This is a genomic window from Pseudobdellovibrionaceae bacterium, from assembly GCA_023898385.1.
Classification (GTDB): Bacteria; Bdellovibrionota; Bdellovibrionia; order Bdellovibrionales; family UBA1609.
Window position 1 is genome coordinate 987452 of the sequence record CP060220.1, and the last position, 24224, is coordinate 1011675.

At 46.3% G+C, this 24224-nt stretch carries 21 protein-coding genes and 1 pseudogene; 9 read left to right on the plus strand and 13 right to left on the minus strand.

The window, feature by feature from the left end; genetic code table 11:
• Positions 1-29: 29 nt before the first annotated feature.
• Both H6626_04235 and H6626_04240 read right to left on the minus strand, forming a co-directional pair.
• Positions 30-2258 carry an enoyl-CoA hydratase/isomerase family protein gene (locus H6626_04235; protein ID USN48306.1) on the minus strand — a complete coding sequence of 743 codons (2229 nt, stop codon included), beginning with the start codon at positions 2256-2258 and terminating at the stop codon, positions 30-32.
• A gap of 3 nt (positions 2259-2261) precedes the next feature.
• Complete coding sequence (locus H6626_04240) at positions 2262-3560, minus strand: thiolase family protein (protein ID USN48307.1); 1299 nt, start codon at positions 3558-3560, stop codon at positions 2262-2264.
• 111 nt (positions 3561-3671) lie between these two features.
• On the opposite strand from H6626_04240, the gene H6626_04245 reads away from it, so the two are divergent.
• Together H6626_04245 and hflX are read left to right on the plus strand one after the other, a co-directional pair.
• Positions 3672-5957: an NADP-dependent malic enzyme gene (locus tag H6626_04245; protein USN48308.1), complete on the plus strand. Its 2286-nt coding sequence runs from the start codon at positions 3672-3674 to the stop codon at positions 5955-5957.
• Positions 5947-7215 carry a GTPase HflX gene (gene hflX / locus H6626_04250; protein USN48309.1) on the plus strand — a complete coding sequence of 423 codons (1269 nt, stop codon included), beginning with the start codon at positions 5947-5949 and terminating at the stop codon, positions 7213-7215. The genes H6626_04245 and hflX overlap by 11 nt, the downstream gene beginning before the upstream one ends.
• A gap of 16 nt (positions 7216-7231) precedes the next feature.
• On the opposite strand, the gene H6626_04255 is transcribed toward hflX, so the two are convergent.
• The 6 genes from H6626_04255 to H6626_04280 are packed head-to-tail and all read right to left on the minus strand — an operon-like array spanning position 7232 to position 11979.
• The gene (locus tag H6626_04255; protein ID USN48310.1) at positions 7232-8152 is read right to left on the minus strand and encodes a response regulator; all 921 of its coding nucleotides are present in this window, start codon (positions 8150-8152) and stop codon (positions 7232-7234) included.
• On the minus strand, positions 8149-8577 hold the full coding sequence (locus tag H6626_04260; GenBank protein USN48311.1) for a chemotaxis protein CheW: 429 nt from the start codon (positions 8575-8577) through the stop codon (positions 8149-8151). The genes H6626_04255 and H6626_04260 overlap by 4 nt, the downstream gene beginning before the upstream one ends.
• Complete coding sequence (locus tag H6626_04265) at positions 8561-10144, minus strand: Hpt domain-containing protein (GenBank protein ID USN48312.1); 1584 nt, start codon at positions 10142-10144, stop codon at positions 8561-8563. Before H6626_04265 ends, H6626_04260 begins: the two co-directional genes overlap by 17 nt.
• Positions 10145-10154: 10 nt before the next feature.
• Complete coding sequence (locus H6626_04270; protein USN48313.1) at positions 10155-10535, minus strand: hypothetical protein; 381 nt, start codon at positions 10533-10535, stop codon at positions 10155-10157.
• Positions 10536-10550: 15 nt separating this feature from the next.
• Positions 10551-11288, minus strand: a complete 738-nt coding sequence (locus H6626_04275; GenBank protein ID USN48314.1) for an MBL fold metallo-hydrolase — start codon at positions 11286-11288, stop codon at positions 10551-10553.
• The gene (locus H6626_04280; protein USN48315.1) at positions 11278-11979 is read right to left on the minus strand and encodes a hypothetical protein; all 702 of its coding nucleotides are present in this window, start codon (positions 11977-11979) and stop codon (positions 11278-11280) included. The genes H6626_04275 and H6626_04280 overlap by 11 nt, the downstream gene beginning before the upstream one ends.
• Positions 11980-12183: 204 nt before the next feature.
• Between H6626_04280 and H6626_04285 the strand changes: the two genes are divergently transcribed.
• Positions 12184-12591 (plus strand): response regulator, encoded by a 408-nt coding sequence (locus tag H6626_04285; GenBank protein ID USN48316.1) that lies wholly within the window; start codon positions 12184-12186, stop codon positions 12589-12591.
• Here H6626_04285 and H6626_04290 read toward each other — a convergent pair.
• Both H6626_04290 and H6626_04295 read right to left on the minus strand, forming a co-directional pair.
• Entirely contained in the window at positions 12588-13430 is an 843-nt protein-coding gene (locus H6626_04290; protein ID USN48317.1) for a chemotaxis protein CheX, read from the minus strand. The two genes, H6626_04285 and H6626_04290, sit on opposite strands and share 4 nt — an antisense overlap.
• 327 nt (positions 13431-13757) lie before the next feature.
• Complete coding sequence (locus tag H6626_04295) at positions 13758-14231, minus strand: hypothetical protein (GenBank protein ID USN48318.1); 474 nt, start codon at positions 14229-14231, stop codon at positions 13758-13760.
• Positions 14232-14564: 333 nt separating this feature from the next.
• Between H6626_04295 and H6626_04300 the strand changes: the two genes are divergently transcribed.
• The 6 genes from H6626_04300 to ccoG are packed head-to-tail and all read left to right on the plus strand — an operon-like array spanning position 14565 to position 21424.
• Positions 14565-16868 (plus strand): heavy metal translocating P-type ATPase, encoded by a 2304-nt coding sequence (locus H6626_04300; protein ID USN48319.1) that lies wholly within the window; start codon positions 14565-14567, stop codon positions 16866-16868.
• Positions 16865-17077: a cbb3-type cytochrome oxidase assembly protein CcoS gene (ccoS, locus tag H6626_04305; protein USN48320.1), complete on the plus strand. Its 213-nt coding sequence runs from the start codon at positions 16865-16867 to the stop codon at positions 17075-17077. Before H6626_04300 ends, ccoS begins: the two co-directional genes overlap by 4 nt.
• Entirely contained in the window at positions 17055-19208 is a 2154-nt protein-coding gene (ccoN, locus tag H6626_04310; GenBank protein USN48321.1) for a cytochrome-c oxidase, cbb3-type subunit I, read from the plus strand. The genes ccoS and ccoN overlap by 23 nt, the downstream gene beginning before the upstream one ends.
• 1 nt (position 19209) lies before the next feature.
• Positions 19210-19389: a cbb3-type cytochrome c oxidase subunit 3 gene (locus H6626_04315; GenBank protein ID USN48322.1), complete on the plus strand. Its 180-nt coding sequence runs from the start codon at positions 19210-19212 to the stop codon at positions 19387-19389.
• Entirely contained in the window at positions 19376-19984 is a 609-nt protein-coding gene (locus H6626_04320) for a c-type cytochrome (protein USN48323.1), read from the plus strand. Before H6626_04315 ends, H6626_04320 begins: the two co-directional genes overlap by 14 nt.
• 9 nt (positions 19985-19993) lie before the next feature.
• A complete protein-coding gene (ccoG, locus tag H6626_04325) occupies positions 19994-21424 on the plus strand; it encodes a cytochrome c oxidase accessory protein CcoG (GenBank protein ID USN48324.1) in 1431 nt (476 codons plus the stop codon).
• A gap of 46 nt (positions 21425-21470) precedes the next feature.
• Here the strand turns inward: ccoG and H6626_04330 are convergent, their stop codons facing one another.
• The 3 genes and pseudogenes from H6626_04330 to H6626_04340 all read right to left on the minus strand — a co-directional run bounded on the left by H6626_04330 (position 21471) and on the right by H6626_04340 (position 23632).
• A complete protein-coding gene (locus H6626_04330) occupies positions 21471-22664 on the minus strand; it encodes a cation:proton antiporter (GenBank protein USN48325.1) in 1194 nt (397 codons plus the stop codon).
• A gap of 82 nt (positions 22665-22746) precedes the next feature.
• On the minus strand, positions 22747-23172 hold the full coding sequence (locus H6626_04335) for an acyl-CoA thioesterase (GenBank protein USN48950.1): 426 nt from the start codon (positions 23170-23172) through the stop codon (positions 22747-22749).
• A 241-nt stretch (positions 23173-23413) separates the two neighbouring features.
• A pseudogene (locus H6626_04340) lies at positions 23414-23632 on the minus strand (response regulator transcription factor).
• Positions 23633-24224: the final 592 nt, after the last annotated feature.

Below are 24224 nucleotides of genomic sequence, written 5' to 3' on the forward strand. Positions count from 1 at the left end.
GCAAACCAATTGATCCAAGTGCGTAGCCCTTAAACAGTAACCGGCGTTTGCCCTTCTACGGTCTCCACTGGCTTTGCGGCTTCCGCTACACCATTTACTGGTTTTCGATCGCCATAGAAACAGCGATTGGACTTTGCCAAGTTCACAAGTGGTTGCGCCGGACGAAAACGCTGACCCAGACGTTGCGCATAGACTTCAAGTTCTTGCACGATATACTCGCTACCAACGGAATCGGCGTATTTTAACAAGCCTCCTCGAAAGGGTGGAAACCCTGTGCCCATAATCATGGCCAGGTCCACTTCCTGAGGTGTGTTCACGATCTTGTCTTGGATCAAAGCCAAAGAGGCTTCGTTAATCATCTGAAACATCCCTCGCTCCAAACACTCTTTTTCTGTTAGAGGGTCTGTGGGCGCCTTCAGCCCAAGCTCTTGATATATGGAACCATCTACGCCGGTTTCTTTGCCTCTATCATCATAGATGTAAAAACCTTTTTTATTCTTTCGACCCAAACGGTCAGTGGCTGAGAGCTTTTCTGCTAACTCTGACACCTGAATGCGTTCGCCCAATGAGGCTTTAAATATTTTTAAAACCTTTATTCCAACATCCAGGCCCACTTCATCTAGCAAACGATAAGGACCCATGGGCATACCAAAGGTGTGAGTGTAAAAACGATCCACTTTCTCTACACTCATCCCCTCTTCCAATAGGAAAAGAGCTTCACCCATATAAGGTAGCAATAAGCGGTTAACCAAAAAACCGGGACCATCTTTAACCACCACGGGAGTTTTTCCCATTTTCTTTGATAGAGCAAAAATAGTCGCTACCGCACGGTCATTGGTCTGCTCGCCGCGAATCACCTCCACCAGAGGCATCTTATGAACAGGATTAAAGAAGTGCATACCAACAAAATTTTCAGGTCGCGGGTGGCCCTTTGCCATTTCTGTCACACTTAATGAAGATGTGTTAGTGGCAATAATGCAATCCTCAGGACAGTGTTTGGCTGTTTCGCCAATGACAGCTTGCTTGATTTTCATATCCTCGACAATGGCCTCAACCACGACTTGCATATGACCAAATCCTGCATAATCAAGACCACCACTGATATGACTCATTTTTTGCGCCAGCTCGTACTTATTCATCCGTCGCTGCTGCATTTTCTTTTCCCACAGGTCACGGGCCGATTTAAATCCAATGGCCAATGCCTCGTTAGAAATATCCTTCATGCGAACATCAATACCTTTGTCGGCGGCCACATAGGCAATGCCTCCGCCCATCACACCGGCCCCAAGCACGCCCATGTGCTCGACTTTTTCAGGCTTCACCGCTGTGTCAGACACTCCCGTTTGTTTTTTCACGTCTTCCATCATGAAAAACAAATCAATCAAATACTTGCTCACATCTGTGACGGCCACTTTGCAAAAACCCTCAGTCTCGATAGCCAAAGCTTTTTTGCGATTGCCCATTCCGTAGGTTTTTTTAATCACCTCAAGCGCCTTTAACGGGGCTGGGTAAAAACCTTTTGATTGTTTCATCACCGTCTTTTGCGCCTGCGAAAACACCACTGGTCGCCCAACCATAGAATGAAGAAACTTATCCATTGTGGTTTTTGGCTTAAACTGTTTACGCCGCTTGCCCCGCTGACCCGCCACAGCTTCACGGGCCATTTCCATGGCCCGACCTTCAAGGAGCGTTGTCGGGACCATTTCGTCGATCAGCCCCATTTTAGCAGCCTTAAGACTGGGCACAGTTTTACCAGCCAGAATGATATCTAAAGCATTGGGTAAACCAATAATCCGGGGCATGCGCACACACCCACCAAAACCAGGTATGATACCCAACTGCACTTCAGGTAAACCAATCTTTGTGGAGGCATCGTCTGACCCCAAACGATAATCGCAGGCCATGATCAACTCACAGCCGCCCCCCACGCAGGCCCCATGTACAGCGGCAATCACCGGCATAGGCAAATCTTCAAGCCGATTCAAGATGGCATGGGCCTTTTCAATAGATATCTTGAAGTCCTCTTCTTTGGTTATGTTTTTGATTTCATCAATATCGGCGCCCGCTATAAATATATTGGGCTTTCCTGATAACAACACCACAGCCTTACACGAGGACTTTTCAATCTCTGCCAACACTTCATCAAGCCGAACCATCACCGGCGAAGAGAGCTTATTGACTTTTTCGCCTATGAGATCAAACTCAACAACAGCCACACCGTCTTTTTCTGTCCACCGAATACTTTCTTGAATGCTCATGGCCTACGCCTCTCTTTCTACGATCATCGCACCGCCTTGCCCACCACCAATACATAAAGTGGCCAGACCAAACTGCTTATCACTTCTCATCATTTCACGAATCAATGTTAACACCAATCGAGTGCCCGTCGCTCCTACGGGATGTCCCAGTGCGATGGCTCCTCCATTCACATTAAGTTTGCTGGGGTCAATTTCACCAACGGCAGAACCCAAACCCAACTTCTCTTTGGCAAACTGATCGCTGGCAAACGCTTTTTCACAAGCCATCACCTGAGCCGCAAAGGCCTCGTTCAACTCTATGAGGTCCATGTCTTTAAGAGTTAATCCCGCTCGCTTCAATGCCAATGGCGTAGCATAAGCCGGCCCCAGCCCCATTCGCTCGGGCTCCAGCCCTGCAAAAGCATAGCTTCTGATTTTCGCAAGTGGCTTGTAGCCCAATTCATTAGCACGCTTTCGACTCATTAATAAAAGCATGGCTGCGCCGTCCGTAATAGGGCAAGCATTGCCCGCAGTGATGGTGCCGTATCTTTTATCAAAAAAAGGCTTTAGTTTACCCAATTGCTGCATGGACTGGCCTTTACGTGGCCCAACGTCATCAGCAACAATTTTTTTGTATTTGGGAGCCAAAAACACGGGCGTGATCTCGTCTTTTAAGCGCCCCTCTTCCATGGCCTTCACGGCCTTTAAATGACTCTCAACGGCAAACTGGTCTTGCATTTCACGGGTCAAACCAAATTCTTTAGCTAAAATCTCAGCGGTTTGCCCCATGTTGATTCCCACAAAGGGATCGGTCAAACCCTCCATCACCGAAATGCGAGGTTTGAGATAGTTCAGCTTCATTTTCTTTAAAGCACTAAGTTTTTGGCCCACCGTTTTTGCATAGACAAATTCACCAAACACATCGGCAAACTTTTTACTAAAAAGGAGCGGCAGCTGTGACATACTCTCTGTGCCACCCGCCACCACCGTGTCAACGGTTCCGGAACGAATTTTATCGTAGCCCGTGGCCACACTTTCAAGAGCTGATGCACAATTTCTGTGCACAGTGAAGGCTGAGGTTTTCTGCGGAATCCCCGAACGCAACGCAACAACACGCGAAATATTCACTGCATCCGACGGGTTACCGGTATTGCCGATAATGACCTCATCCACCTCAGATACATCCAAATCCGTACGAGCTAGAAGCTCTTTTAACGCCACCGACCCCAATTCTGCCGCATGGACATCCCGCAAGTCCGCACCTGCTTTGGCAAAGGGGGTTCTTACTCCATCGACGATCACCACATCACGTTCACTAGACATTAGGCACTCCTCTTTTTCCCTTTTTGAAGCCTGCCCCCACACACCCTCGTTGTCAATATTGACAGACATGGACACTCACTTCTAACTTAGCTCTACGACAAAGGACCCTTTATGCCAAAAAATTTAGACCGCGAAGCACTTGAATACCACGCCTCAGGAAAACCTGGAAAAGTTGACGTTCGATCCAGTAAAAAATGTGACACAGAGTATGATCTCTCATTGGCCTACTCTCCTGGTGTTGCCGCTCCCTGCCGAGCCATTGCAGAAGACCCGGCGCTCGTCAGCAAGTACACCACACGGGGCAATCTTGTAGCTGTGATCACAAATGGCACGGCCGTGCTCGGATTAGGTGACATCGGTCCCTATGCCGCAAAACCAGTGATGGAGGGTAAGGGCGTTTTATTTAAACAGTTTGCCGGTATTGACGTCTTTGATATCGAAATGGATGCAAAAGATCCCAAAGAGTTTATTGCCGCAGTGAAAGCACTAGAGCCTACCTTTGGCGGCATTAACCTTGAAGATATCGCAGCACCGGCTTGTTTTGAAATTGAAAAAACTTTGTCGGCAGAAATGAAAATTCCTATTTTTCATGATGATCAGCATGGGACGGCGATAATCAATGCCGCCGCCCTGATCAACGCCTGTGAATTGACCCATCGCGCGCTCAAAGAAACCCGTATTGTTTTTAACGGAGCTGGTGCTGCGGCCATCGCTTGCGCCCGACTGCTTGTTCGCATGGGCGCCACAAGAGAAAACATTCTCCTCTGCGACTCTAAAGGTGTTGTCTACGAGGGCCGAAAAGAGGGGATGAATATATATAAATCAGAATTCGCCGCACCCACTGAAAGGCGAACCTTGGCCGATGCCGTAGATGGCTCTGATGTGTTCATTGGCCTCAGTGTGGCCGGAGTAATGACCCCTGATATGCTTAAAACTATGGCACCCTCACCCATTGTTTTTGCCATGGCCAACCCCGACCCAGAGATAGACCCGACGTTAGCTAAAGAAACTCGAGATGATGTGATCATTGCCACGGGTCGCTCGGACTACCCTAACCAAGTAAACAATGTGCTGGGGTTTCCTTCGATTTTTCGGGGCGCCCTTGACGTGCAAGCCACCTGCATCAATGAAGACATGAAAATTGCAGCCGTCAATGCTTTAGCTCAACTGGCTCGTGAAGATGTGCCCGATAGTGTGTCGGCGGTATATGATAACAAGGCCTTTCATTTTGGGCCTGAGTATATTATCCCGAAACCCTTTGACCCGCGCGTATTGATGTATGTAGCTCCGGCTGTTGCAAAGGCCGCCATGGACTCAGGTGTCGCGCAAAACCCCATCAAAAATTTCAAAGCCTACCGGGAACAATTAGAAGCCCTAAACAGCTTTCGCCGCGGTTTTATTAGAACCACGATCAATCGAATTAAATCTCACTGCCGGCGAACGGGCTCTGATATCCCCACATTGATTTTTCCGGAAGGCCGCAGCTCAAAAATTTTAAAAGCCATTAACTCCATTGCTAAAGAAAAAATCTGCCACCCCATTTTACTCGGCTACGAAGACGAAGTGAGGCAGAAAATTGCCGAGATGGAACTTGATGAACTGTCAAACGTGCCGGTGTTTCATCCTTCCCGACATCCTAGATACAAAGAGTTTGTCAGTGCGTTTTATGAAAAACGAAAACGAAAAGGAATTATGTATTCTGAGGCTGAGCGTTTAATGGCCAACCCCTATTATTTTTCGGCCATGGCCGTAGAAATGGGCGAAGCCAATGGAGTGATTTCTGGCGCCACCCAAAATTACGCGGAATGTGTTAAACCCATTTTACAGATTATCGGCACTGGACGAGGGCAGGTGGCTTCGGGATTAAACGTGGTTCTTATTGATGATCGCATGTTGTTTTTTGCCGACACCACAGTGAACATTAGCCCGTCGGCAGAGGAAGTGGCCAATATTGCAATTAATGTTTCACGAGTGGCGAAGTATTTTGGCATTGAGCCGCGTATTGCCATGCTCAGCTACTCCAACTTTTCAGGACGCGGAGAGATTCCGTATAAAATGAAAAAAGCCGCACAAATCGTCAAAAACCTTAAGCCAAATTTGATCGTGGACGGCGAGATGCAGGCCGATACAGCCATTAACCCTGATATTGTGGATCGAATTTTTCCATTTTGTGACATCAAGGGAGGCGCCAACGTGCTTATATTCCCCACCTTAGAGGCCGGCAATATTTCTTACAAATTAGTGCAACAGCTCAGTGGCGGAGAGGTGTTGGGACCTTTTCTAATGGGAGTAAAAAAACCAGCTAACGTACTCCAACGCACTTGCACCGTGGATCATGTCATAAACACTATTGTGCTCACCGCACTTGAAACTCAAGCCTATACGCATGGCCAATAGTTTTTTGACTGAAACAAAAAAAGAAAAAACGTTAGTTGCTGGCATTGGCCTGAAACAAGATGATTTTTCCGAAATCAAAGAGAGTGTGGCCGAACTCGAAGACCTCGTCTATGCCGCCGGCGGCGAGGTGGTTGGGACCATTGTTCAAATTTTGCCCAGCTTCAACCCAAGTACTCTGATGGGATCTGGAAAAGTCACAGAAATCAAAGAAATGGCCGACACCACTACAGCAACGCTTTTGGTGGTTGACCATCAACTTTCGGGCAGCCAGATGCGAAATCTCGAAGCCGAGCTGGGGATTCGTGTCATTGATCGCAGTCAATTAATTTTGGACATCTTTGCCAGTCGCGCCCAAACCTATGAGGGAAAATTACAAGTGGAGCTAGCACAAATGCTCGATCAACTACCTCGAATGGTGGGCGGGTGGCATGGCTCTCTCTCAAGGCAGGCTGGAGGAATTGGCACTCGAGGCCCTGGAGAATCCGCCCTAGAGCTGGATCGCCGGCGCATCAACGAGCGCGTAAAAGTCATTCGCAAAAAACTTGAAGACGTAAAGAAAAATCGACAACAACATCGGGCCAAGCGAAAGCGACAAAATGTGCCCAGCTTTGCCTTGATCGGGTACACCAATAGTGGCAAGAGCACTTTATTAAATAAACTGACTCAATCGCAGGTTCTGGCAAAAGATCAACTGTTTGCCACCCTTGACCCCACAACTCGGCAAATCATGCTGCCTGATGTAGGACTGGCGGTACTCACTGACACTGTGGGCTTTATTCGAAAACTCCCCACCCAACTCATTGAAGCCTTTAAGGCCACCTTAGAAGAGTCGGCCGAGGCTGACATACTCATCCATGTCATCGACCTTTCAAGTCCGCAAATGGAAAGACAACAAGAGGTCGTTCAACAGTTGATGCGAGACTTAAAATGGGACGACAAACCCTTGATTCACGCCTTCAACAAAGTGGATGTGGCACCCCTTGAGAGGCAAATGAGTGTTAAAGCGTTTCCTCGCGTGTTTGTCAGCGCCGTTGAAGGACGTGGCCTTGAAAAACTCAAACACCTCATGGCCGAAGCGGCGAAAAACCTTCAACAAACAGTTGAACTCTATTTTTCAAAGAAAGACGAACATTTGATTTACGAACTAGGGAAAGACGGCCAGATCTTAAAAAGCGAAGCTAGCCCCCATGGTACAGTTTGTACGGTGGCACTCAACCCCACCCAAATATCCAGGTGGGAGTCTTATCTTACGCGGTGACAGGCTCTTCTTTTAGTCATTGTGGCTCATTGCGGGCCGGCTTTTTGCCCAACAAGATATCCAGTTCCTTGTAGATCAGATCCTCATCGAACTTCACAATATAACGTCCAAGTTGCTCATTCTCAATATCCCTTATCAATGCTGGATTTGATAGACTTGAGTTTATCAAAATAGGGATATCCCTGGCTGGCGGACGCTTTTTTAACTCTCGAATAAAGTCGATGCCATTCATAATGGGCATCTCCAGATCTGAAAAAATAAAATCAAACCGATAACTATGCTCTTCTAGCCTCTTCAGACCATCAGCTCCGTTGTCAGCCATAACCGTCTCAAGTCCGAGCTTCTCAAATAATAACTTGGTCTTTTTCTGAAACAACTTGGAGTCCTCGACCACAAGAGCCCGCAACCCCTGAAATCTAGGATGAACATCTTTAGCAATGGTGGATTTATCTAGCATGATATCTAAACTTTCTAAGATAGCCTCTATATCCAATGTATAAACGTATCCCTCACTGGTCTTAATTAATCCATTTACAAACGATGTATTGACTCTCGATATGGCCTCTGGGAGCGGCAAGTGCTCGGAGTTTCTTCGGTCTAAAATTCGCCCGGTACGGCCAATAAAGATGCCCAAATAATAACCCTGAATATCGCAGATTAAAACACGTTTCCTGGGGGCCTGAGCGTGATCATCCCCCACGAATCCAGCCACGTCTAAAACAGGAATAGCTGTGCCGCGCAGATCGATTATTGCAACAAATGGAGCATGCTGTGGCGGCAATGCTGTCATTGAGTATTCTTCTGTTACTTCTTTTATTTTTTGCACGTTAAACGCAAACCATGGTGCATCATCGTTACCAGTTACTTGGAAATGTAGAAATAAGTCCAATTCATCATATTCTAATTTCTTAATGGACCCGTATGCTGATGAGCTCATGCCGATATCTCCATCACTCTAATAAAATCTTCTGCTTTTAAAATCCGAACCGGCTCACCATGAATAGCCACCGTCGATTGATCATAAATCTCAGCAGTTGATATATTCACCTTACCCACATCTTCGGCCATTAAGCACAAACGAACTCCATTTCTGACTTCCACCACCACAAATCTATGAACATGATCATCAGATTTTTCAATAGCGACATCACCCAGAACGAGTCGAGGATCCACTACCGGAACGATACCCCCGCGCAGACTCACCACACCCCTATGGCCCGGAACTTCTACTGGATAACGCACGACTTGGTGACTCTCCACAATTTCAGCAACAAGCTCAACAGGCATAGCCATCACGTAATTTTTCCATGAGAAGTGAATATAGATCCCATTGTTACTTTCAGACTCACGCTGCCTCTGCATTTTGATACCCCTCACGAATTCCGCCTCGCCGCAACAATTCAAACAATCGCCCCATAGACATAACAAAAATAGGTCGTCCATCTGAAAGCACCGAAACACCATTTAAAAACGGTATATCTGGACTGGCTTTTGGAAGTGACTGCAGCACCAGTTCAGTGTTGCCAAACAGTTCAGAAACACAAAATGCTACATACTCATTGTTCTGACGAACCACACAGACCGGAATTTCATGCCTAACGACATCAAACACCCTGGTCTTGGCACAGACAAATTCCTGCTCTAAATCAAAGCAGGGAATAAATTTATCGCGGTACAACAAAAGTTGTTTGTGGCCAGAAACCTTAAACTCTTCCACTGAAAAACGTCTGGCCTCAGCCAAGTCATGAGTGTTTATGGCATAAGTTTGATCACCTATCCCGACCAAAATGACAGGCACCACAGATACACCTGTTGGAATTTGAATGCGAAAGGTCGTGCCCTCGCCAGGCTTTGTAGCCAAGTGAATCTCTCCACCAAGATCAGCTATTGCTGCTTTAACAGCATCCATACCAATACCACGTCCAGAAACATTGGTTACTTGAGCAGATGTAGAGAATCCAGCCGTAAAAATAAGATCTAGGGCTTCGGCTTCAGTACTAATGTTTTCGACATTGAGGCCCTTTTCGCGCGCTGACTGCAGGATATGTGCTGCATCTATCCCTTTACCATCGTCTTTTACCTCTATTAAAATTTCGTTACCAACAGTGTTGGCCTGCAAACGAATTTGCCCTATTGGTGATTTCCCCAAGCCACGACGAACAATACTTTCTTCAATGCCATGATCCATGGCGTTTCTAATCAAATGAACCAGGGGCTCCGCAAGAACATCAGTGATTTTTTTATCTAACTCCGTATCTTCGCCGGCCACATGAAAATCAATGGGTTCTCCACTTTCGTGGGCATACTGCTCCACTATCCTTCCCATTCTCGTAAACAAACCTTTTATAGGCACCATTCTCATGCTCATAGTTGTGCGTTCGAGCTCACCCACTGTGCGCCGAAGTGCCGTATCCAAGACTTCCCACTCTCGTAAGAAATCGTTGGCCCCCTCAAGTAACATTCGATGCCGGTCAACTAAATGTTTGATTTGGTTGCGTATCATAAACGCTTCAAGCACACCACTAAGCGTGTCATTGATTCGCCCTAACGGTACCCGCACAAATTCTTCACCAGTTCGCGCACTCTCAATAGAGACCTCAATATTTTCGGGCTCAACCTTTGGAAACAACATTCCCTCGAGACGGTCAATTTCTTTGCGGATTTGCAATATTATGACGTTATCAACTGGTGCAGGTTGACTTTTAATTTCTGCCAGCTGACTTTCAAGTTGATGGCACAGAGATTCTTCATTCGTCATCTGAAACATGCTAGCTGCGCCCTTTAGAGTGTGTACTCCTCGGAATATTTCAGCCCACGGCTCACTGGTGCCAGGCTGACCTTTTGCGCTATCAATGGCTTGATGAAGGCCATCGATAATATCTCTCGCTTCCTCTAGAAACTCTTGTACTAACTCGTCAAACTCGCCCATGAGTATTCCCTTATGCGGCTTCAGTGTGCTGCGAATTGTAATGACTCCACTGAGCGTCAATAGATCTTTGCAGCTTATCAGCCAGTTCGCGAACTCGATCACACTCACTTGCAACTTTAGCAATGGAGTTTCGGGCGTTCTCTGAAAGTTGACCCACTTCATCAGCGACCACAGCAAAACCTTTGCCCGCTTGACCTGCTCGCGCCGCTTCAATAGAGGCATTAAGCGCCAACAGATCTGTCTTATCGGCTATTTCTTTAACCACTTCTAGAGTTTTTTCTACTCGCGCTACAGTGTCCACCAACTCTTTAGCCGTCTTTTGGGTGGCGCGAGCACTTTGCATTGCCTCTTCTGAGGATAATAGTTGGTTTTTTTTGCCTATTGCAGACATTATCTTGCTCCTTTTTTACGATGCTAAATCACCGACACGTAAATCTTCAATCCAATCTAAAAATCGCTTTACATCCTGACCATGAAAAATACTGCCGTGTTGAGGACATATCATGTCAATGTCCAGCTTGCGCACCCGCCGCAACCATTCATCTCGAGCGTGATTTGAAGGCATCCAGCGTTTGTGGAATTTGGTCATATACTTCACATGTTCATCAAAGTCATCCACCACCATAGGAGCATCCGGCGGAACCAGTGCGGCCCCCATATCTCCAGAGAAAAGTATTTTTGCGTTGGGATCATACAAATGAAAATTTCCCGCCGAATGGCAGTGATGGGCTGGCACTAATATGAGTTGAGCTTGGCCGATACTCACCGTCATACCCTCATCGGGAACTAGCTCAAAGTTGTTTGCGTAGTCATTGCCAAAGTGGGCGACAAATCCTCCCCAAAGCCAAGAGAGGTAAATCTTCGCGTCAGGTGTCAAAGCCATCCATAGAGGAAGTGATGACATGATGTCTGGGTCCTGGTGACTGCACAAGTACGACTTCACATTCTTTAGATCAAACTGCTCAGCCATTTGACTCAAAATCACAGGAAACACCTCTGTGCCGCCAGGATCAAGGATCATTGCCTCTCCATTATTCATAATTACGTACTCATTTGTATCGATGATCGACTGGGCGCGCTGGGGGTCGCGGCCAAAAGCCATCCATGAATGATTGCCGTCATCAAATAGTTTTCTATGCTGCATGAAGCGCCTCCTGCTGTCCGCTAAACTCTTGTCCATGAAGGGCAACTTTTACTAAATTGGTTGCTGAAATAAGATCTGCAAGCTCGGCATCAAAAGTTTCAAGACCCTTATGGATAGCCTCAATTATTGGTAAAAACTGCGTTTCTTCATCGGGTCGCAAATTGCGACCCGCCATACGCAAATTCACCACCGTCACCCACATTCGTTTAGATAAATGCACTAGGCGGTGATGGACATGTTGAATGGCACGAATTTCTGTATACTCAGCTGAAACCATAGTTTGCAAAATATTGTTGCTTACATTGCCACGAGCCTCACGAACGAGGTCTTTATTGGGATTCTGGTCCATGTAGGACAACGCAAGGTCAAATTTTTCAAGCATCAATGTTTTGCTGAAGGCTCGCAGTAACTTATTTGTGGCCAAAGTGGTCTGCATCAACAATTCGGCCAATGTTTCGTCCATCTGTTCAGAATTGCTATTGATCTGGCGGGCTAACTCAGAAAACAGTCGCAAATCACTACCGATCTGTCCGGATGATATGCTCGAATTCATGGCCATTTCACGAAATAGGTCAACCTGTCGGCGCAATCGGTTGGCTCGGTCGCGCAATCGATGGCAATCAACAAAATAATCCAGAATCTGGTTTTGCTGCATACCTGATATATGTCGATTATTTTGACGTCTCTTCATAGAAGCTCTCCTCATGCTCCTTGTTCGGAAATTTACATGAAAAAACTTTAGAGTCTTATTTGGGCGCATTTAGCCCTAATCTTGATTTGGATAAAAAGACAACAAAACTAGCCTTAGATCGCAACTTGTGGAGGCTGCCCTAAAGTAAAAATGGCACTTGCCGATAACTCCTATGTACAAACTTTTTTATGAGGACGATGCATCATGTTTGACCAAAACATTAACATACTTTTAGTCGATGACATGAAAACCATGAGAGCGTTAGTCAAGAAAACCTGCATGAACTTGGGTTTCAAAAATTTCACTGAAGCAGTTGATGGTAAAGATGCCTGGGAAAAACTAACCACTCCTGGCTCCAAATTTGACTTGGTCCTATCTGATTGGAACATGCCAAATCTGCAAGGCATCGAACTCTTAAAGAAAGTTCGCGCAGAAGAGTCCACTAAAAACATCCCCTTTCTTTTGATCACAGCTGAGAACGAGGCCGGACAGGTCCAAGAAGCAATAGTGGCAGGCGTAGACAACTATTTGATTAAACCTTTTTCAGCCAATGATTTGAAGTCACGTCTTGAAGCCATTTACAAAAAACGCTATGGCTCTAATGCCGCCTAGGCACGATCAATGCCAACTTCGATATAAAGCGGCCCCACTTCAGAAGTGAAGGGTATAATAATCGCGGGGCTGTTTGTCATATGTGTCACCTTTAAGTCGTTGCCACGAATAACCGAGGGAATGGCCAAATCTAACCCATAGCCCCGCTCATTTAAGGCGGCCTTGGCTTGACCAAAAATTATGTTTAACAGCTCACCAGCACCGTCTTGCAACTCGTCGTCTATTTCAGTGAATTCTTCCATCAACATATTACTCATTATTCTTAGAAAAACCTGACTCGGAAAGCCCAAGGCTATCGATCCAGTAAATGATGGGCTTGTTAGGCCTATAATTGCCGCAATAGCCAATGGCTCTGACAAGCTCTCTTTCTTAAGGTACGGCTTGCCAGCTTGCACCTCAAAGGAACACTGAATCTTAAGGGTCTTCAATGCAGCATCAATAAATACGTTAATAAAGTCCACGTCTAAAACAGCGTCTTTTTTATTTGGCTTAGGCGCACCCAAACTTGATCGCAATGATCGAATAGATGGCGCAATTTTAATAGCTACATTCATTCCATAGTCTATTAAAAGTTTTTTGACCTCGCGAGGCACATTGACCAAGTAAAATGCGATTCCCATTTCTTTTAGGTCTTTAATTACCGGCATGGCCTGTCGAAAAAACGTATCATCAATTTGCCCTTGGCCGGCCAGATCCACGACGACGGTTTTAACTCCAACTTCCGGGGCCGTCTTAATGGCCTCTTTGAGGGCGTCAACCAGCACGCCCTGACTCTGCGGCACGATCTGCTGGTTAAAGGAAAATACCATCATTGAATCTATATTTGCTGTCCTAAACATTGTGACCTTGCCTTCTGCCATGATGTTATATCCTTCGTGTACTCACCAAATTGTCTGTCAATTTCTGACAAATTTGTACCCTGGACCCAAATAATTTTAGACCTAGGCTAATTCAATTCACAACTTCGTCTTTTCGCTGATCACTAGAAACCAATCTTTTTTGCACACACCAAATCTGACCTTTAGACCAGAACTAAAAACTCATCCGAACGCAATTCCAATTTTCATAGCGCACGCACTCTGCCAGCCAATCATTTTCAAGGACACTCGTTTAGAAGACCCACTCTGGGACGCCCAAACTTCCCGTGGGGATTTAAAAGCAAATGGCTAATCAACCAGACTGAACATCAAAATCCAACCCAGCGCGCGCAACAAAAAGGCCACAACACCTAGATTGCGGTGCAAAGACAAAGACCTGGCCGAACGCAGTGCCCCCCTAAAACGTCGATAACCCAATATGCCCACAGGAATATACAACAGTACCGCAAGGGTTGAAAAAACAACGTGTCCATACTGAAACACTGTCATCGTTTCGGTGAACACCGTATTTATAGCTGAACGTGAAAATTCTAGCGTCAATACAACACCAAAATCCAATGCTATACCTAATCCCATAAAGAGCACGTGCATCTGTTTTTTTGAGCGAACTATTAACCCTATTATTAAGAAACAAAAAGCCATCGTTGCCAAAGTCATGTAAAATGAACCGACTGAATAAACAGCCACACTAGAAACTACGGCCACAAGGGCCATTCCAACCGGGCCCACTTTTTCCGCCAATATCCTAAAAGACCTCGCCATACATCCCCTCAATACCTACATAAAAATTTCATTGAAACTCCAGCCACACTATATTGCCTGGAAAAATCGCTACAAAGAACGTCAATCGCATTTTTTACCTTTTCCCACTTCAATCACCAAAGCCCCTCAAATTAATTGAACTTGAATTTGGTTTTTTTAAAAACTCAGATCCGGCCCCTTCAGCAACCCCCAACAACAGATTTGAATTAGACCCCGGCCCAACAATTCGCTCCAAAATATACGCCTTGAATCTTTGGATTTGCCGCCCCGTAAAACATTAGACATACCGGCTTTTCGCAAGTTGTGTTAAAAAAATCACCACGAAAGATATTTATGATGCATAATTTGGAAGCGCCCCATTCCATTGGTGGCAACGACTATTTATTTCTTGATGACCCGACCTTTAATGGCCCCTACGTTGACTCTGTCCATCACGGCCGTATGCAATTTTTTGTGGAGGGCGTCAGTTGCACTCGATGTGTGCACCGCATTGAACAACTCCCCCAAGAAGTGGAAGGCATTGCTGCCATACGCCTAGAGTTTGGTAAAAACATTGCCACGGTTGACCTTGCCCCTGGCGGCCGGTTTTCTCAAGCCGCCCAAGCCTTGAAGGATCAGGGTTATACTCCTCACCCTATTAAATCCAACGACCAAGCCCAGCTGATACAAAAAAAAGAAAATCGGGAGCTTTTAAGCCGCTTGGGTGTGGCTGGCGCTTGCGCTGGAAATATTATGTTACTGACTATTTCGATTTATGCTGGAGCCGAAGGAGTGCTGGCTCGAATCTTTGAGGGGCTGAGTTTTGCCTTGTTTCTTCCTGTGGTCTTTTATAGTGCCGTGCCATTTTATAAAACTTCTTGGTCCGCCCTAAAAAACAAAAAAGCGTCCATAGACATACCTATTGTGGCAGCCCTCCTCGTTGGCGGGGCGTTGAGCACCTATCACACTGTCAAAGGCCAAGGCGATATCTATTTTGACTCACTGGCCACTTTAGTTTTTTTATTATTGGCGGCCCGCTATTTTCTAAAACGAGTGCAACAAAGTTACCTATCGAGCTCCTATCTGCAACCCTTTTTCACCTCTGAAGAAGTGGAAGCCTGGGATGATAGCGAAGGGGGATATGTCTTAAAATCTCCGGCCGCCCTGGTGCGAGAGAGTCGTATTCGCCTTAAAAAAGGGCAACGGCTGCCGGCTGACGGCATTCTCCTGTCAGCGCAAGCTCACATTAACACAGCGGTACTCACAGGAGAGTCTTACCCACAACAGGTGATAGCGGGACAACCCGTGTATGCCGGATGTCAGGTGGTTTCAGAGCAAGTGGAAATGACGGTTTCAGAGATGGGCCATCGTACCCGAGTAGGGCAAATTTTAGAAAAAATAGAATCTGAACTCAAAAATAAAACGCCGCTCACTTCGCTTGTGGATAAAGTGGCCCAATATTTCACAATCATTGTGCTTGCCGCCGGTTTTTTGTTCTTTGTGGGCTATAGCTTTGTGGATGCCAACGAAGCTGTACGACGAGCTTTGGCACTGGTTATTTTAGCCTGCCCGTGCGCTTTGGCCTTTGCTACACCTTTAACGCAAAGCCTTTCATTGATTAAAGCCGCCAAAAATTCTTATCTCATTAAAAATGCGGCTGTGCTGGAAAAACTTTCTCGAATCAAACTAGTGGCCTTTGATAAAACGGGCACCCTCACGCGGGGTGAGTTTAAATTTCTATGCTGGGACTATGGCGAGCCCAGTCTTGAGCAACAGCAAATCATTCATCAGCTAGAAGCTTCTTCGCAACACCCTATTGCCTTAGCCTTAAAAAAAGAACTGGCCCCCTTCGTGCAATCGCTCCCCGCCATAGCCCTTGAAGATTGGCAAGAAATCGAAGGTCGCGGTGTTTTTGCCACCATCAAAAGTCGCAGGTACTCGATGCAAGCGGCCCCTAGCCGCATACGACAGCGCCGCGAGTTTGACTTTTTTGTGACCCGAGTGGGGCTCTATGCTGACGATCAACTTGTTTGTGTGGCCGTTCTTGGTGATGAGCCCAAGGCCGACGCTGTTCGCACGCTGAGACACATTGAAGAGCTCGGCGCCACACCAATGATTCTCTCTGGCGATGCCAAAGAGGCGGTGCTTGGTTTAGCTAAAGAACTTTCACTTTCTGCTCGCCAGGCATTGGCAGACATGTCTCCAGAAGCCAAACATCAATGGGTTAAAGATCACCCGCAGACATTGATGGTGGGAGATGGCGCCAATGACTCTTTGGCTTTAGCCTCAGCTGATGTGAGTGTCGCCGTTCAAGGCAGCATGGAATCAAGTCTTGAAGCTGCAGACATTTACTTGGCCACTGGCGGAGTCACTCCCATTTGGCACCTTATTAAACTGGGCCAAGACACCATGCATGTGGTGCGACGAAATCTCTATATCTCAATTGTGTATAATCTTATAGGCGGCATTTCAGCCTTATTGGGGCTTATTAACCCCTTGGTGGCAGCGGTTCTGATGCCCATTAGTTCGGCCATTGTCGTCATGTCGTCTCTTTACGGCACTTACTTTTTACGCCGACTTTCGCGCAAAGGTTCTTACTGGCAGTCCAATTCTCTTCCAACACAAGAAATGGGTCGACATCGGGAGCAACTGGCGTGAATATACTGTTATTGATGATTCCAGTGACATTGCTTTTGGTGATTGGATTTGTCGTGGCTTTTTTGTGGGCCACGCGGGACGGTCAATTTGATGACCTAGAAACCCCCGCTCACCGCATATTAGCTGATGAAGTGAATTTGAATTTAAAAGAAAATAAAAGGGATAAACAAAGAAAGGACAGCAACTATGAGCCAAGCATCAACGGCTGAGACTCATTCTGGTCAACTGGAAGAGTTCAGCTATGACGACGTTATCGTCAAAAAATTTGTTTTGGCCACCATCGTGTGGGGAATTGTGGCTTTTTCGGCCGGCCTGTGGGCCGCACTGCAAATGGCATTTTGGCAGTTTAACTTTGACCTCGAGTGGGTCACTTTTGGGCGGCTCCGTCCATTACACACAAATGCCGCCATTTTTGCATTTGCTGGAAATACCATTTTTGCTGGTGTCTATCATTCAACCCAACGCCTGCTGAAAACACGGATGTTTTCAGACGCCTTAAGTAATCTTCACTTTTGGGGTTGGCAGCTTATTATCGTGAGCGCAGCGATCACCCTGCCTCTGGGCTTTTCGCAAAGCAAAGAGTATGCGGAACTAGAGTGGCCCATTGATATTGCCATTGCTTTGGTGTGGGTTATCTTTGCCATCAACTTTTTTGGAACTTTGGCAAAGCGCCGTGAAAAACACATCTATGTGGCCATTTGGTTTTACATTTCGACCATCATCACGGTGGCAGTACTTCATATTTTTAACTCACTCGAATACCCTGTGAGTTTCTTAAAAAGTTACCCTATCTATGCCGGCATCCAAGATGCCTTGGTGCAGTGGTGGTACGGTCACAATGCTGTGGCCTTCTTTTTAACCACGCCGTTTTTAGGATTGATGTATTATTATATCCCAAAGGCCGTAAATCGACCGGTCTACAGTTATCGACTTTCAATCATTCACTTTTGGGCCCTCATCTTTTTGTACATTTGGGCAGGCCCTCACCACCTATTGAATACGGCTTTGCCAGACTGGGCTCAAACTCTAGGAATGATTTTCAGTTTAATGCTTTGGGCTCCCAGCTGGGGTGGCATGATCAACGGGCTACTGACTTTACGTGGAGCTTGGGACAAGCTGCGCACCGATCCTGTGGTGAAATTCTTAGTGACAGCAGTGACCTTCTACGGGATGTCCACTTTTGAGGGACCGCTTCTTTCAATTAAATCAGTGAATTCTTTAGCCCACTACACAGACTGGATTATTGGCCACGTTCATGGTGGCGCTTTGGGCTGGAACGGCTTCTTAGCATTTGGTATGGTCTATTACCTAGTGCCAAAGCTTTGGAGAACAGAGCTCTACAGTAAAACCCTGGCCACTTATCATTTCTGGATCGGTCTCCTTGGAATTTTACTCTATTATATTTCTATGTGGGCTGCGGGAATCACACAGGGCTTGATGTGGCGAGCTTTTGAACCCAATGGACAACTCACCTACCCTGACTTTGTTGAAACCGTCATGAAAATTGTGCCGCTCTATCACGCACGTATTCTTGGTGGAACGCTGTTTGTAGTTGGTATGCTCATCATGATCTACAACATCGCAAAGACCATCAAAGGTGCGCCCAGCGACCAGCAGGATGAAAAGGCGAAAGCCTACTCGATTAACCTTGGCGCTAAAGATAAGAGTGACAAGGGTCACCGTTGGCTTGAAGGGGCTGTGACTCTGTTTAGCGTGCTCGCCTTTTTGGCCATCGTTGTGGGATCTATTGCTGAAAATATTCCCATGATGTCCATGAACAACTTTGTGGATCAAAGTAAGGCTTCAAGGCCCTATAAGCCCCTAGAGTTGGCAGGTCGTGATATCTACATTAGAGAGGGCTGTTACGTCTGCCACTCACAGATGATTCGAAAACTTTCTTTTGATGTGGCCCGATTTGGCGAAGCTTCAACCATTGAAGAATCTATGTATGATCGTCCGTTCCAATGGGGTTCAAAGCGAACCGGACCCGATTTGGCTCGCGAGGGTGAATCCCGCCCCGATTCCATGTGGCACTTTAAACATATGCGAAACCCAAGGGAAGTGGTGGAGAGCTCTCTAATGCCCAACTATCCGTGGCTGTACTCCAAATCCACAGATTTTATGAGTTTGCGAAAAAAGGTTTCAGTAATGAAAACCTTAGGCGTTCCTTATTCTGAGGCTGAAGTGGGAGATGCAGATAAGTTAGCCGAAGAACACGCTAAAGAACTTGCGGCAGAACTTGTAGAAAAAGGTGCTGATGGCGGAGCTGATCTCTACAAAAAAGAAATTGTAGCACTGATTGCTTACTTGAAGTCCCTCGGCACACGAGGAGGTCGGTAGTATGTTGCGCGAATCTTTGCGCCACCTTCCACCAGGGCTTTGGACCCTGGTGGGGCTACTGGTTACTTTCACTATTTTTTTAGGAATTATCTGGTGGGTGTATCGGAAACAACCCAAGAAACACTATGACCAAATGGCTCACTTGCCATTAACCAAGGATGAACAGCATGAGCGAGGATAAAACAAATATCGATGAAAAATTAATCGCTGGCCATGAATATGACGGCATTAAAGAGCTAGACAATCCCCTGCCTGATTGGTGGTTATTTATTTTTTACGCCACGATTATTTTTTCGGCCATCTACTTTTTTTATTATGAGATGGATGGTGGTGGAAAAAGCTCTGATGCCATTTTAGCTGAAGACATGGCCGTAGTACAACAGCAACAGGCTGAGGCCCAGTCTGAAGTGGCAGCCGCCCGGGCCGCCTTGCCGCAAAAAACCGACGCGGATTTAGCGAATTTAGGTCTAGACACCGAGCTTATGGCAAAAGCTGGTGACTCTTACGATAAGAATTGCAAAAGCTGCCACGGAGAACAGTTACAAGGGGGCATTGGTCCGAACCTCACGGACAAATACTGGATTCACACTGGCGGCACAGTCACGGGCATTGTGAATGTGATTCACAAAGGTGTCTTAGAAAAAGGCATGCCGCCTTGGGAGAATATAATTCCTGATGCTGAGATTGAAGGTCTTGCTGCCTATATCTATAAGATGAAAGGCACCAACCCTCCCAATGCCAAAAAAGACGAAGGCACGCTTTTCGACAACTACTAGGACTGCTGCATGGCCAAGAACAAGTTAGAACTTCCTGAAGACCGTCTCGCCTCCCTGGATAAAATGGGGGGGCGTCTTTTTATTTATCCCGCTCAAGTGAGAGGCTTTTTTAGAAAATGGCGAACAGTGACACAGATTATTCTCATTGCCATTTTTCTTCTCCTCCCGTGGATAAAAATCGGCGGCCAACAGGCGGTTCTACTGGATCTGCCGGGTCGCAAGTTTGCTCTTTTTGGTGTGACCTTTTGGGCGCATGATGCGCCCATGATCTTTTTTGTGTTGGCCATACTCACAATGAGCTTGGCACTGATGACCGCCCTGTGGGGGCGCGTTTGGTGTGGCTGGGCCTGCCCGCAGACAGTTTTTATCGATGGCGTTTTTCGGCGCATTGAAGAGTTAATTGAGGGCAATCATATTGAGCGGCGAAAACTCGATGATGCGCCCATGGATGCTAAAAAGTTTTTTAAACGCTCGTTAAAATGGATTCTTTTTACGGCAGTGACTCTGGTCATAACCCACAGCTTTCTAGCCTATTTTGTGGGCGCTGATCGCCTCGTGGAAATGGTTCAACATAAGCCTGCTGAAAATTGGACCAACTTTCTGATTATTCTGGTGACTTCCGGCATTATCTTGTTTGATTTTGCGTGGTTTCGTGAGCAGTTTTGCATTATTGCCTGCCCCTATGGGCGCTTTCAGTCTGTATTGATGGGGCCTCGATCGAAAAATGTGGTCTACGACTACAATCGCGGCGAACCGCGAAAAGGTAAAGCACCTAAAGGCGAAGAAGCCGACTGCGTGAACTGCTATCGTTGCGTTCAAGTTTGCCCAACCGGAGTGGACATTCGGCGGGGCACACAAATGGAGTGCATTGCCTGCACCGCCTGCATTGATGCTTGTGATGAGATCATGGAGAAGGTCAATAAACCCAAAGGCCTTATTCGGTACGACTCAGAACGCAACATCACCGAAAACAGAACCTCTGACGGCTTTGAGTTTCGACCGCGCATTGCTTTGTATGCAGTTTTGCTGGTAGCAGCTATTGCAGGTATGAGCTACTCGCTGAATACTCGTCAAAATTTTCACTTAGCCGTGATCCGCGGCGAGGAGCCATTTAGCCTCATCACCCAATCCGATGGAACTGAAATCGTCACCAATCATTTTAAAATACACCTTAACAATCAATCCTTTGATGATGTGAAGGTCGAGTTAACTCTACCCAAGCAATATGTTGATCAACAACTGGAGTTAGTGAGCCCCATTAACCCTGTGGATGTTCCAGCTGGTGGCGACATGGTGCGAACCCATATTTTTATAAAGTCGCCAAAGTCTTTCACTTTGGGCAAAGGCCAGGCCTATGCCGAAATTGAGATGACAATAAAAGAAAAAGATAAAACTGAAACTGTGATCAAACAAATTTCTTTGTTGGGACCCAACCAATAATTGAAATGACTGAGATATCGCCTCACTGGGAGTGGGGCGATAAAATCTACATTTCTTCTGGAGCTAACGGCTCAGTCAGTCCACTCTCCCAGCGCAGTGTACTGTCATACTCCTCTGGTGGCGCTTTTCGCATAACCAAGCTCGGAATCACACTGGCCACTACCGTGTATAACACCAATCCAGAAATCACACTTGATGGAATACTGAACTGCTCTCTTAGGATAGACGCAATAACCAAACCAAAAATCAACGTGGGCAAGAGCGATACAGAAATTTCATTTCGATCCTCCCAAGAATTGGGAAGAAACAACTTGATTGAAGCCACCACGGACAAATACCGCACAGGCAAGAATATCAACAAGAAGGCCAGCCCATAAAACACCCCTTCCAGCGTGAACATAGATTGAGTGATACTCAAGCCAGCCTTAAAAAAGTAGAACGGCACGAAAAACGAAAAGAACATGCCCACCGCATAGAGCAGCTTTTTTGACTTTTTGTGACTAATAAAATGGGTAAACCGTGCCGCAGTCACTCCCACTAAAAAAGCCCCCACAAGATAATAAGTCCCCAGGTTTCGGGTGATCACTCCACACAAAAGCGCAATAAGGATCAAAAACGCCACCTCTGAGTCAGGTGCAAAGGGGGCAATTCTTTTTAAGAAAAACCGAAAGACCACGGGTAACAAAAAGATCATCGCCAAAATCACAGCCAATGAAATAGAAAATTCGCTCACCGACTCACTCTGAAGAGTGAAAAACAGCAGGCCAAGAGCCACAATCTCCTTGGCAATGGCCGCGGACCGGATCCAATACTCTTGATTGGGTGTAAAATGAAAGCCTTTTAAAGAATTCAAAATAAATCCGGTAGATGGTGTAGTTAACCCTAAAGACAAAACCAGCGCCGCCCGAAAGGGCAGCCCCAAAGCCACATTCAAACCCCAGGCCGATAAAAATATAACGGTTAAACTCGTGTAAAGGTTTTTTAATAAAACATTGGCATCCCGTTTTAACTCATCAACGTCCACCTCAAGACCGGCAAATAAGAACAAAGATGTGATACCCAAAGTGGACAATAGGTAAAGAGTTTGATCCCCCTGAAACCAACCCAAAAAATGCGCTGTCAGCGCGCCAAAGGCCATGGCCGTAAGAGCCGTGGGAATTCCAAATCGTAATAGCATTTTGGGCACTAACAAAAGGGCAGCAAGGAGAATGAAGTACTGAACGTCCACTGATAATTCCATAAAGGAAAGCTACCAGCATCGCCATTACGAAGCAAGGCGTTAAGGCCTCTCGTGGCCCACCGGAACAGTCTTTTTGTGAGCTTTATCGATGTTGAATCCGAATAGCTCTGCGCTTTTTGGCCGCCTCATAGCGCCGCTTTTGCTCTTCGGTTTCGGCGATGACCGGCGGCACCAATACGGGCTTACCATCTACGCCCAGTGCAACAAATGTTAAATAAGCCGAGGCCGTATGAAAACACTGACCTGTAATTGGATTTTCCGCGTCTATTCGTACGCCAATTTCCATGGAGGTTTTATGCGCATAGTTAACACTGGCTTTGAGATTTACCACCCAGCCTTTATAGACAGGGGCCACAAAATTAAGGGCATCCACGCTGGCTGTGACCACGGGCAAAGAAGAATGCCGCTGCGCACAGATCGCAGCGGCGATATCCATCCACGACATAATAACACCACCGAAGATGCTATCGAGTGAATTGGTGTGACCAGGAAGCACCATCTCAGTCATAGTCACAATAGATTTTGAAACGGGCTTCCCATTCATAACAAACGATTGTTTTAACCTAAGTTCTTTTGGCTTAAATACCAAAAGAACCTGTGTTGTGTCCAGAGCCGAAGTTGTTGCCATTTCCAGGAGTGATCGTAGGAATGGTAGCAACACTTTCTGGCTGAGAAACAGTGGCATTGCCAGCAGGAATGCTATTCGCAGCAGGCGCCTGATTAACAACACCAGCATCACCTTGCTCTTTCTCAACAAATTGCATATGTGGCAAACACCATACAATCAACTGAGCGCGAGACTTCACATTCATTTTTTTATAAATGTTAGTCAGGTGAAACTTGACCGTCTTCTCCGTAACAAATAGTTGGTTTGCAACTTCCTTGTTTGACAGACCCTTAGTTACGAGTTCGGCCACTTCGGACTCGCGATTGGATAATCCCTTTTGGATAAGTATATCTCTGAGCATCCTTGCTCCCTCCCCAATATGGTTAACGTTAAACGGCCACAGTCTTTCTTCATAAAAAACTACGACAACCTATATAAAAGTCTGTCAGCTATTTGAAAGTCACGCAAGCCCAAAAACCGTGTCCAAACAAAAAACTGGACTGGATTTTTTGGCAGCGTGAAATAAGATGACTCCCCCATTTTTGGCCTGATTTTCAACCCCGAAGTCGAGCAAAAATACCCTGATTTTAAACGGTTACTGACTAAATGCGGGAGATTTCCCATTTTACTAACCGAAAAAACATTTGCTACTTGATGCGCCCTGTTTATAATATTTCACCGCACTAATCCTGTGTGCCCATCCGCCTGGCCCAAAATTTGGCTGCTAACCATAATTTGAGCGCCACCATATCAAGGAGGCTACCAAAAAAACCACTCAATGAGGGCTAAAACGATGAACACCAACTCCTGTAAAACACGCTGTAACGACTCGCCTGACGGTCACTATGCCAATCGTTTATATAACCCTGAAACTTTCTCACGGCCCCTTGCGAGTCGTAGAATTTGACCAACAACTGTAGTAGTGTCTCATCGTTAAATATTGATCCCGTAAT

Excerpts from the sequence above, each read along its gene's own strand:
- H6626_04235 (USN48306.1), bottom strand. The coding sequence starts at position 2,258 with ATGAGCATTCAAGAAAGTATTCGGTGGACAGAAAAAGACGGTGTGGCT.
- H6626_04240 (USN48307.1), bottom strand. The coding sequence starts at position 3,560 with ATGTCTAGTGAACGTGATGTGGTGATCGTCGATGGAGTAAGAACCCCC.
- H6626_04245 (USN48308.1), top strand. The coding sequence starts at position 3,672 with ATGCCAAAAAATTTAGACCGCGAAGCACTTGAATACCACGCCTCAGGA.
- hflX (USN48309.1), top strand. The coding sequence starts at position 5,947 with ATGGCCAATAGTTTTTTGACTGAAACAAAAAAAGAAAAAACGTTAGTT.
- H6626_04255 (USN48310.1), bottom strand. The coding sequence starts at position 8,152 with ATGAGCTCATCAGCATACGGGTCCATTAAGAAATTAGAATATGATGAA.
- H6626_04260 (USN48311.1), bottom strand. The coding sequence starts at position 8,577 with ATGCAGAGGCAGCGTGAGTCTGAAAGTAACAATGGGATCTATATTCAC.
- H6626_04265 (USN48312.1), bottom strand. The coding sequence starts at position 10,144 with ATGGGCGAGTTTGACGAGTTAGTACAAGAGTTTCTAGAGGAAGCGAGA.
- H6626_04270 (USN48313.1), bottom strand. The coding sequence starts at position 10,535 with ATGTCTGCAATAGGCAAAAAAAACCAACTATTATCCTCAGAAGAGGCA.
- H6626_04275 (USN48314.1), bottom strand. The coding sequence starts at position 11,288 with ATGCAGCATAGAAAACTATTTGATGACGGCAATCATTCATGGATGGCT.
- H6626_04280 (USN48315.1), bottom strand. The coding sequence starts at position 11,979 with ATGAAGAGACGTCAAAATAATCGACATATATCAGGTATGCAGCAAAAC.
- H6626_04285 (USN48316.1), top strand. The coding sequence starts at position 12,184 with ATGTTTGACCAAAACATTAACATACTTTTAGTCGATGACATGAAAACC.
- H6626_04290 (USN48317.1), bottom strand. The coding sequence starts at position 13,430 with ATGTTTAGGACAGCAAATATAGATTCAATGATGGTATTTTCCTTTAAC.
- H6626_04295 (USN48318.1), bottom strand. The coding sequence starts at position 14,231 with ATGGCGAGGTCTTTTAGGATATTGGCGGAAAAAGTGGGCCCGGTTGGA.
- H6626_04300 (USN48319.1), top strand. The coding sequence starts at position 14,565 with ATGATGCATAATTTGGAAGCGCCCCATTCCATTGGTGGCAACGACTAT.
- ccoN (USN48321.1), top strand. The coding sequence starts at position 17,055 with ATGAGCCAAGCATCAACGGCTGAGACTCATTCTGGTCAACTGGAAGAG.
- H6626_04315 (USN48322.1), top strand. The coding sequence starts at position 19,210 with ATGTTGCGCGAATCTTTGCGCCACCTTCCACCAGGGCTTTGGACCCTG.
- H6626_04320 (USN48323.1), top strand. The coding sequence starts at position 19,376 with ATGAGCGAGGATAAAACAAATATCGATGAAAAATTAATCGCTGGCCAT.
- ccoG (USN48324.1), top strand. The coding sequence starts at position 19,994 with ATGGCCAAGAACAAGTTAGAACTTCCTGAAGACCGTCTCGCCTCCCTG.
- H6626_04330 (USN48325.1), bottom strand. The coding sequence starts at position 22,664 with ATGGAATTATCAGTGGACGTTCAGTACTTCATTCTCCTTGCTGCCCTT.
- H6626_04335 (USN48950.1), bottom strand. The coding sequence starts at position 23,172 with ATGACTGAGATGGTGCTTCCTGGTCACACCAATTCACTCGATAGCATC.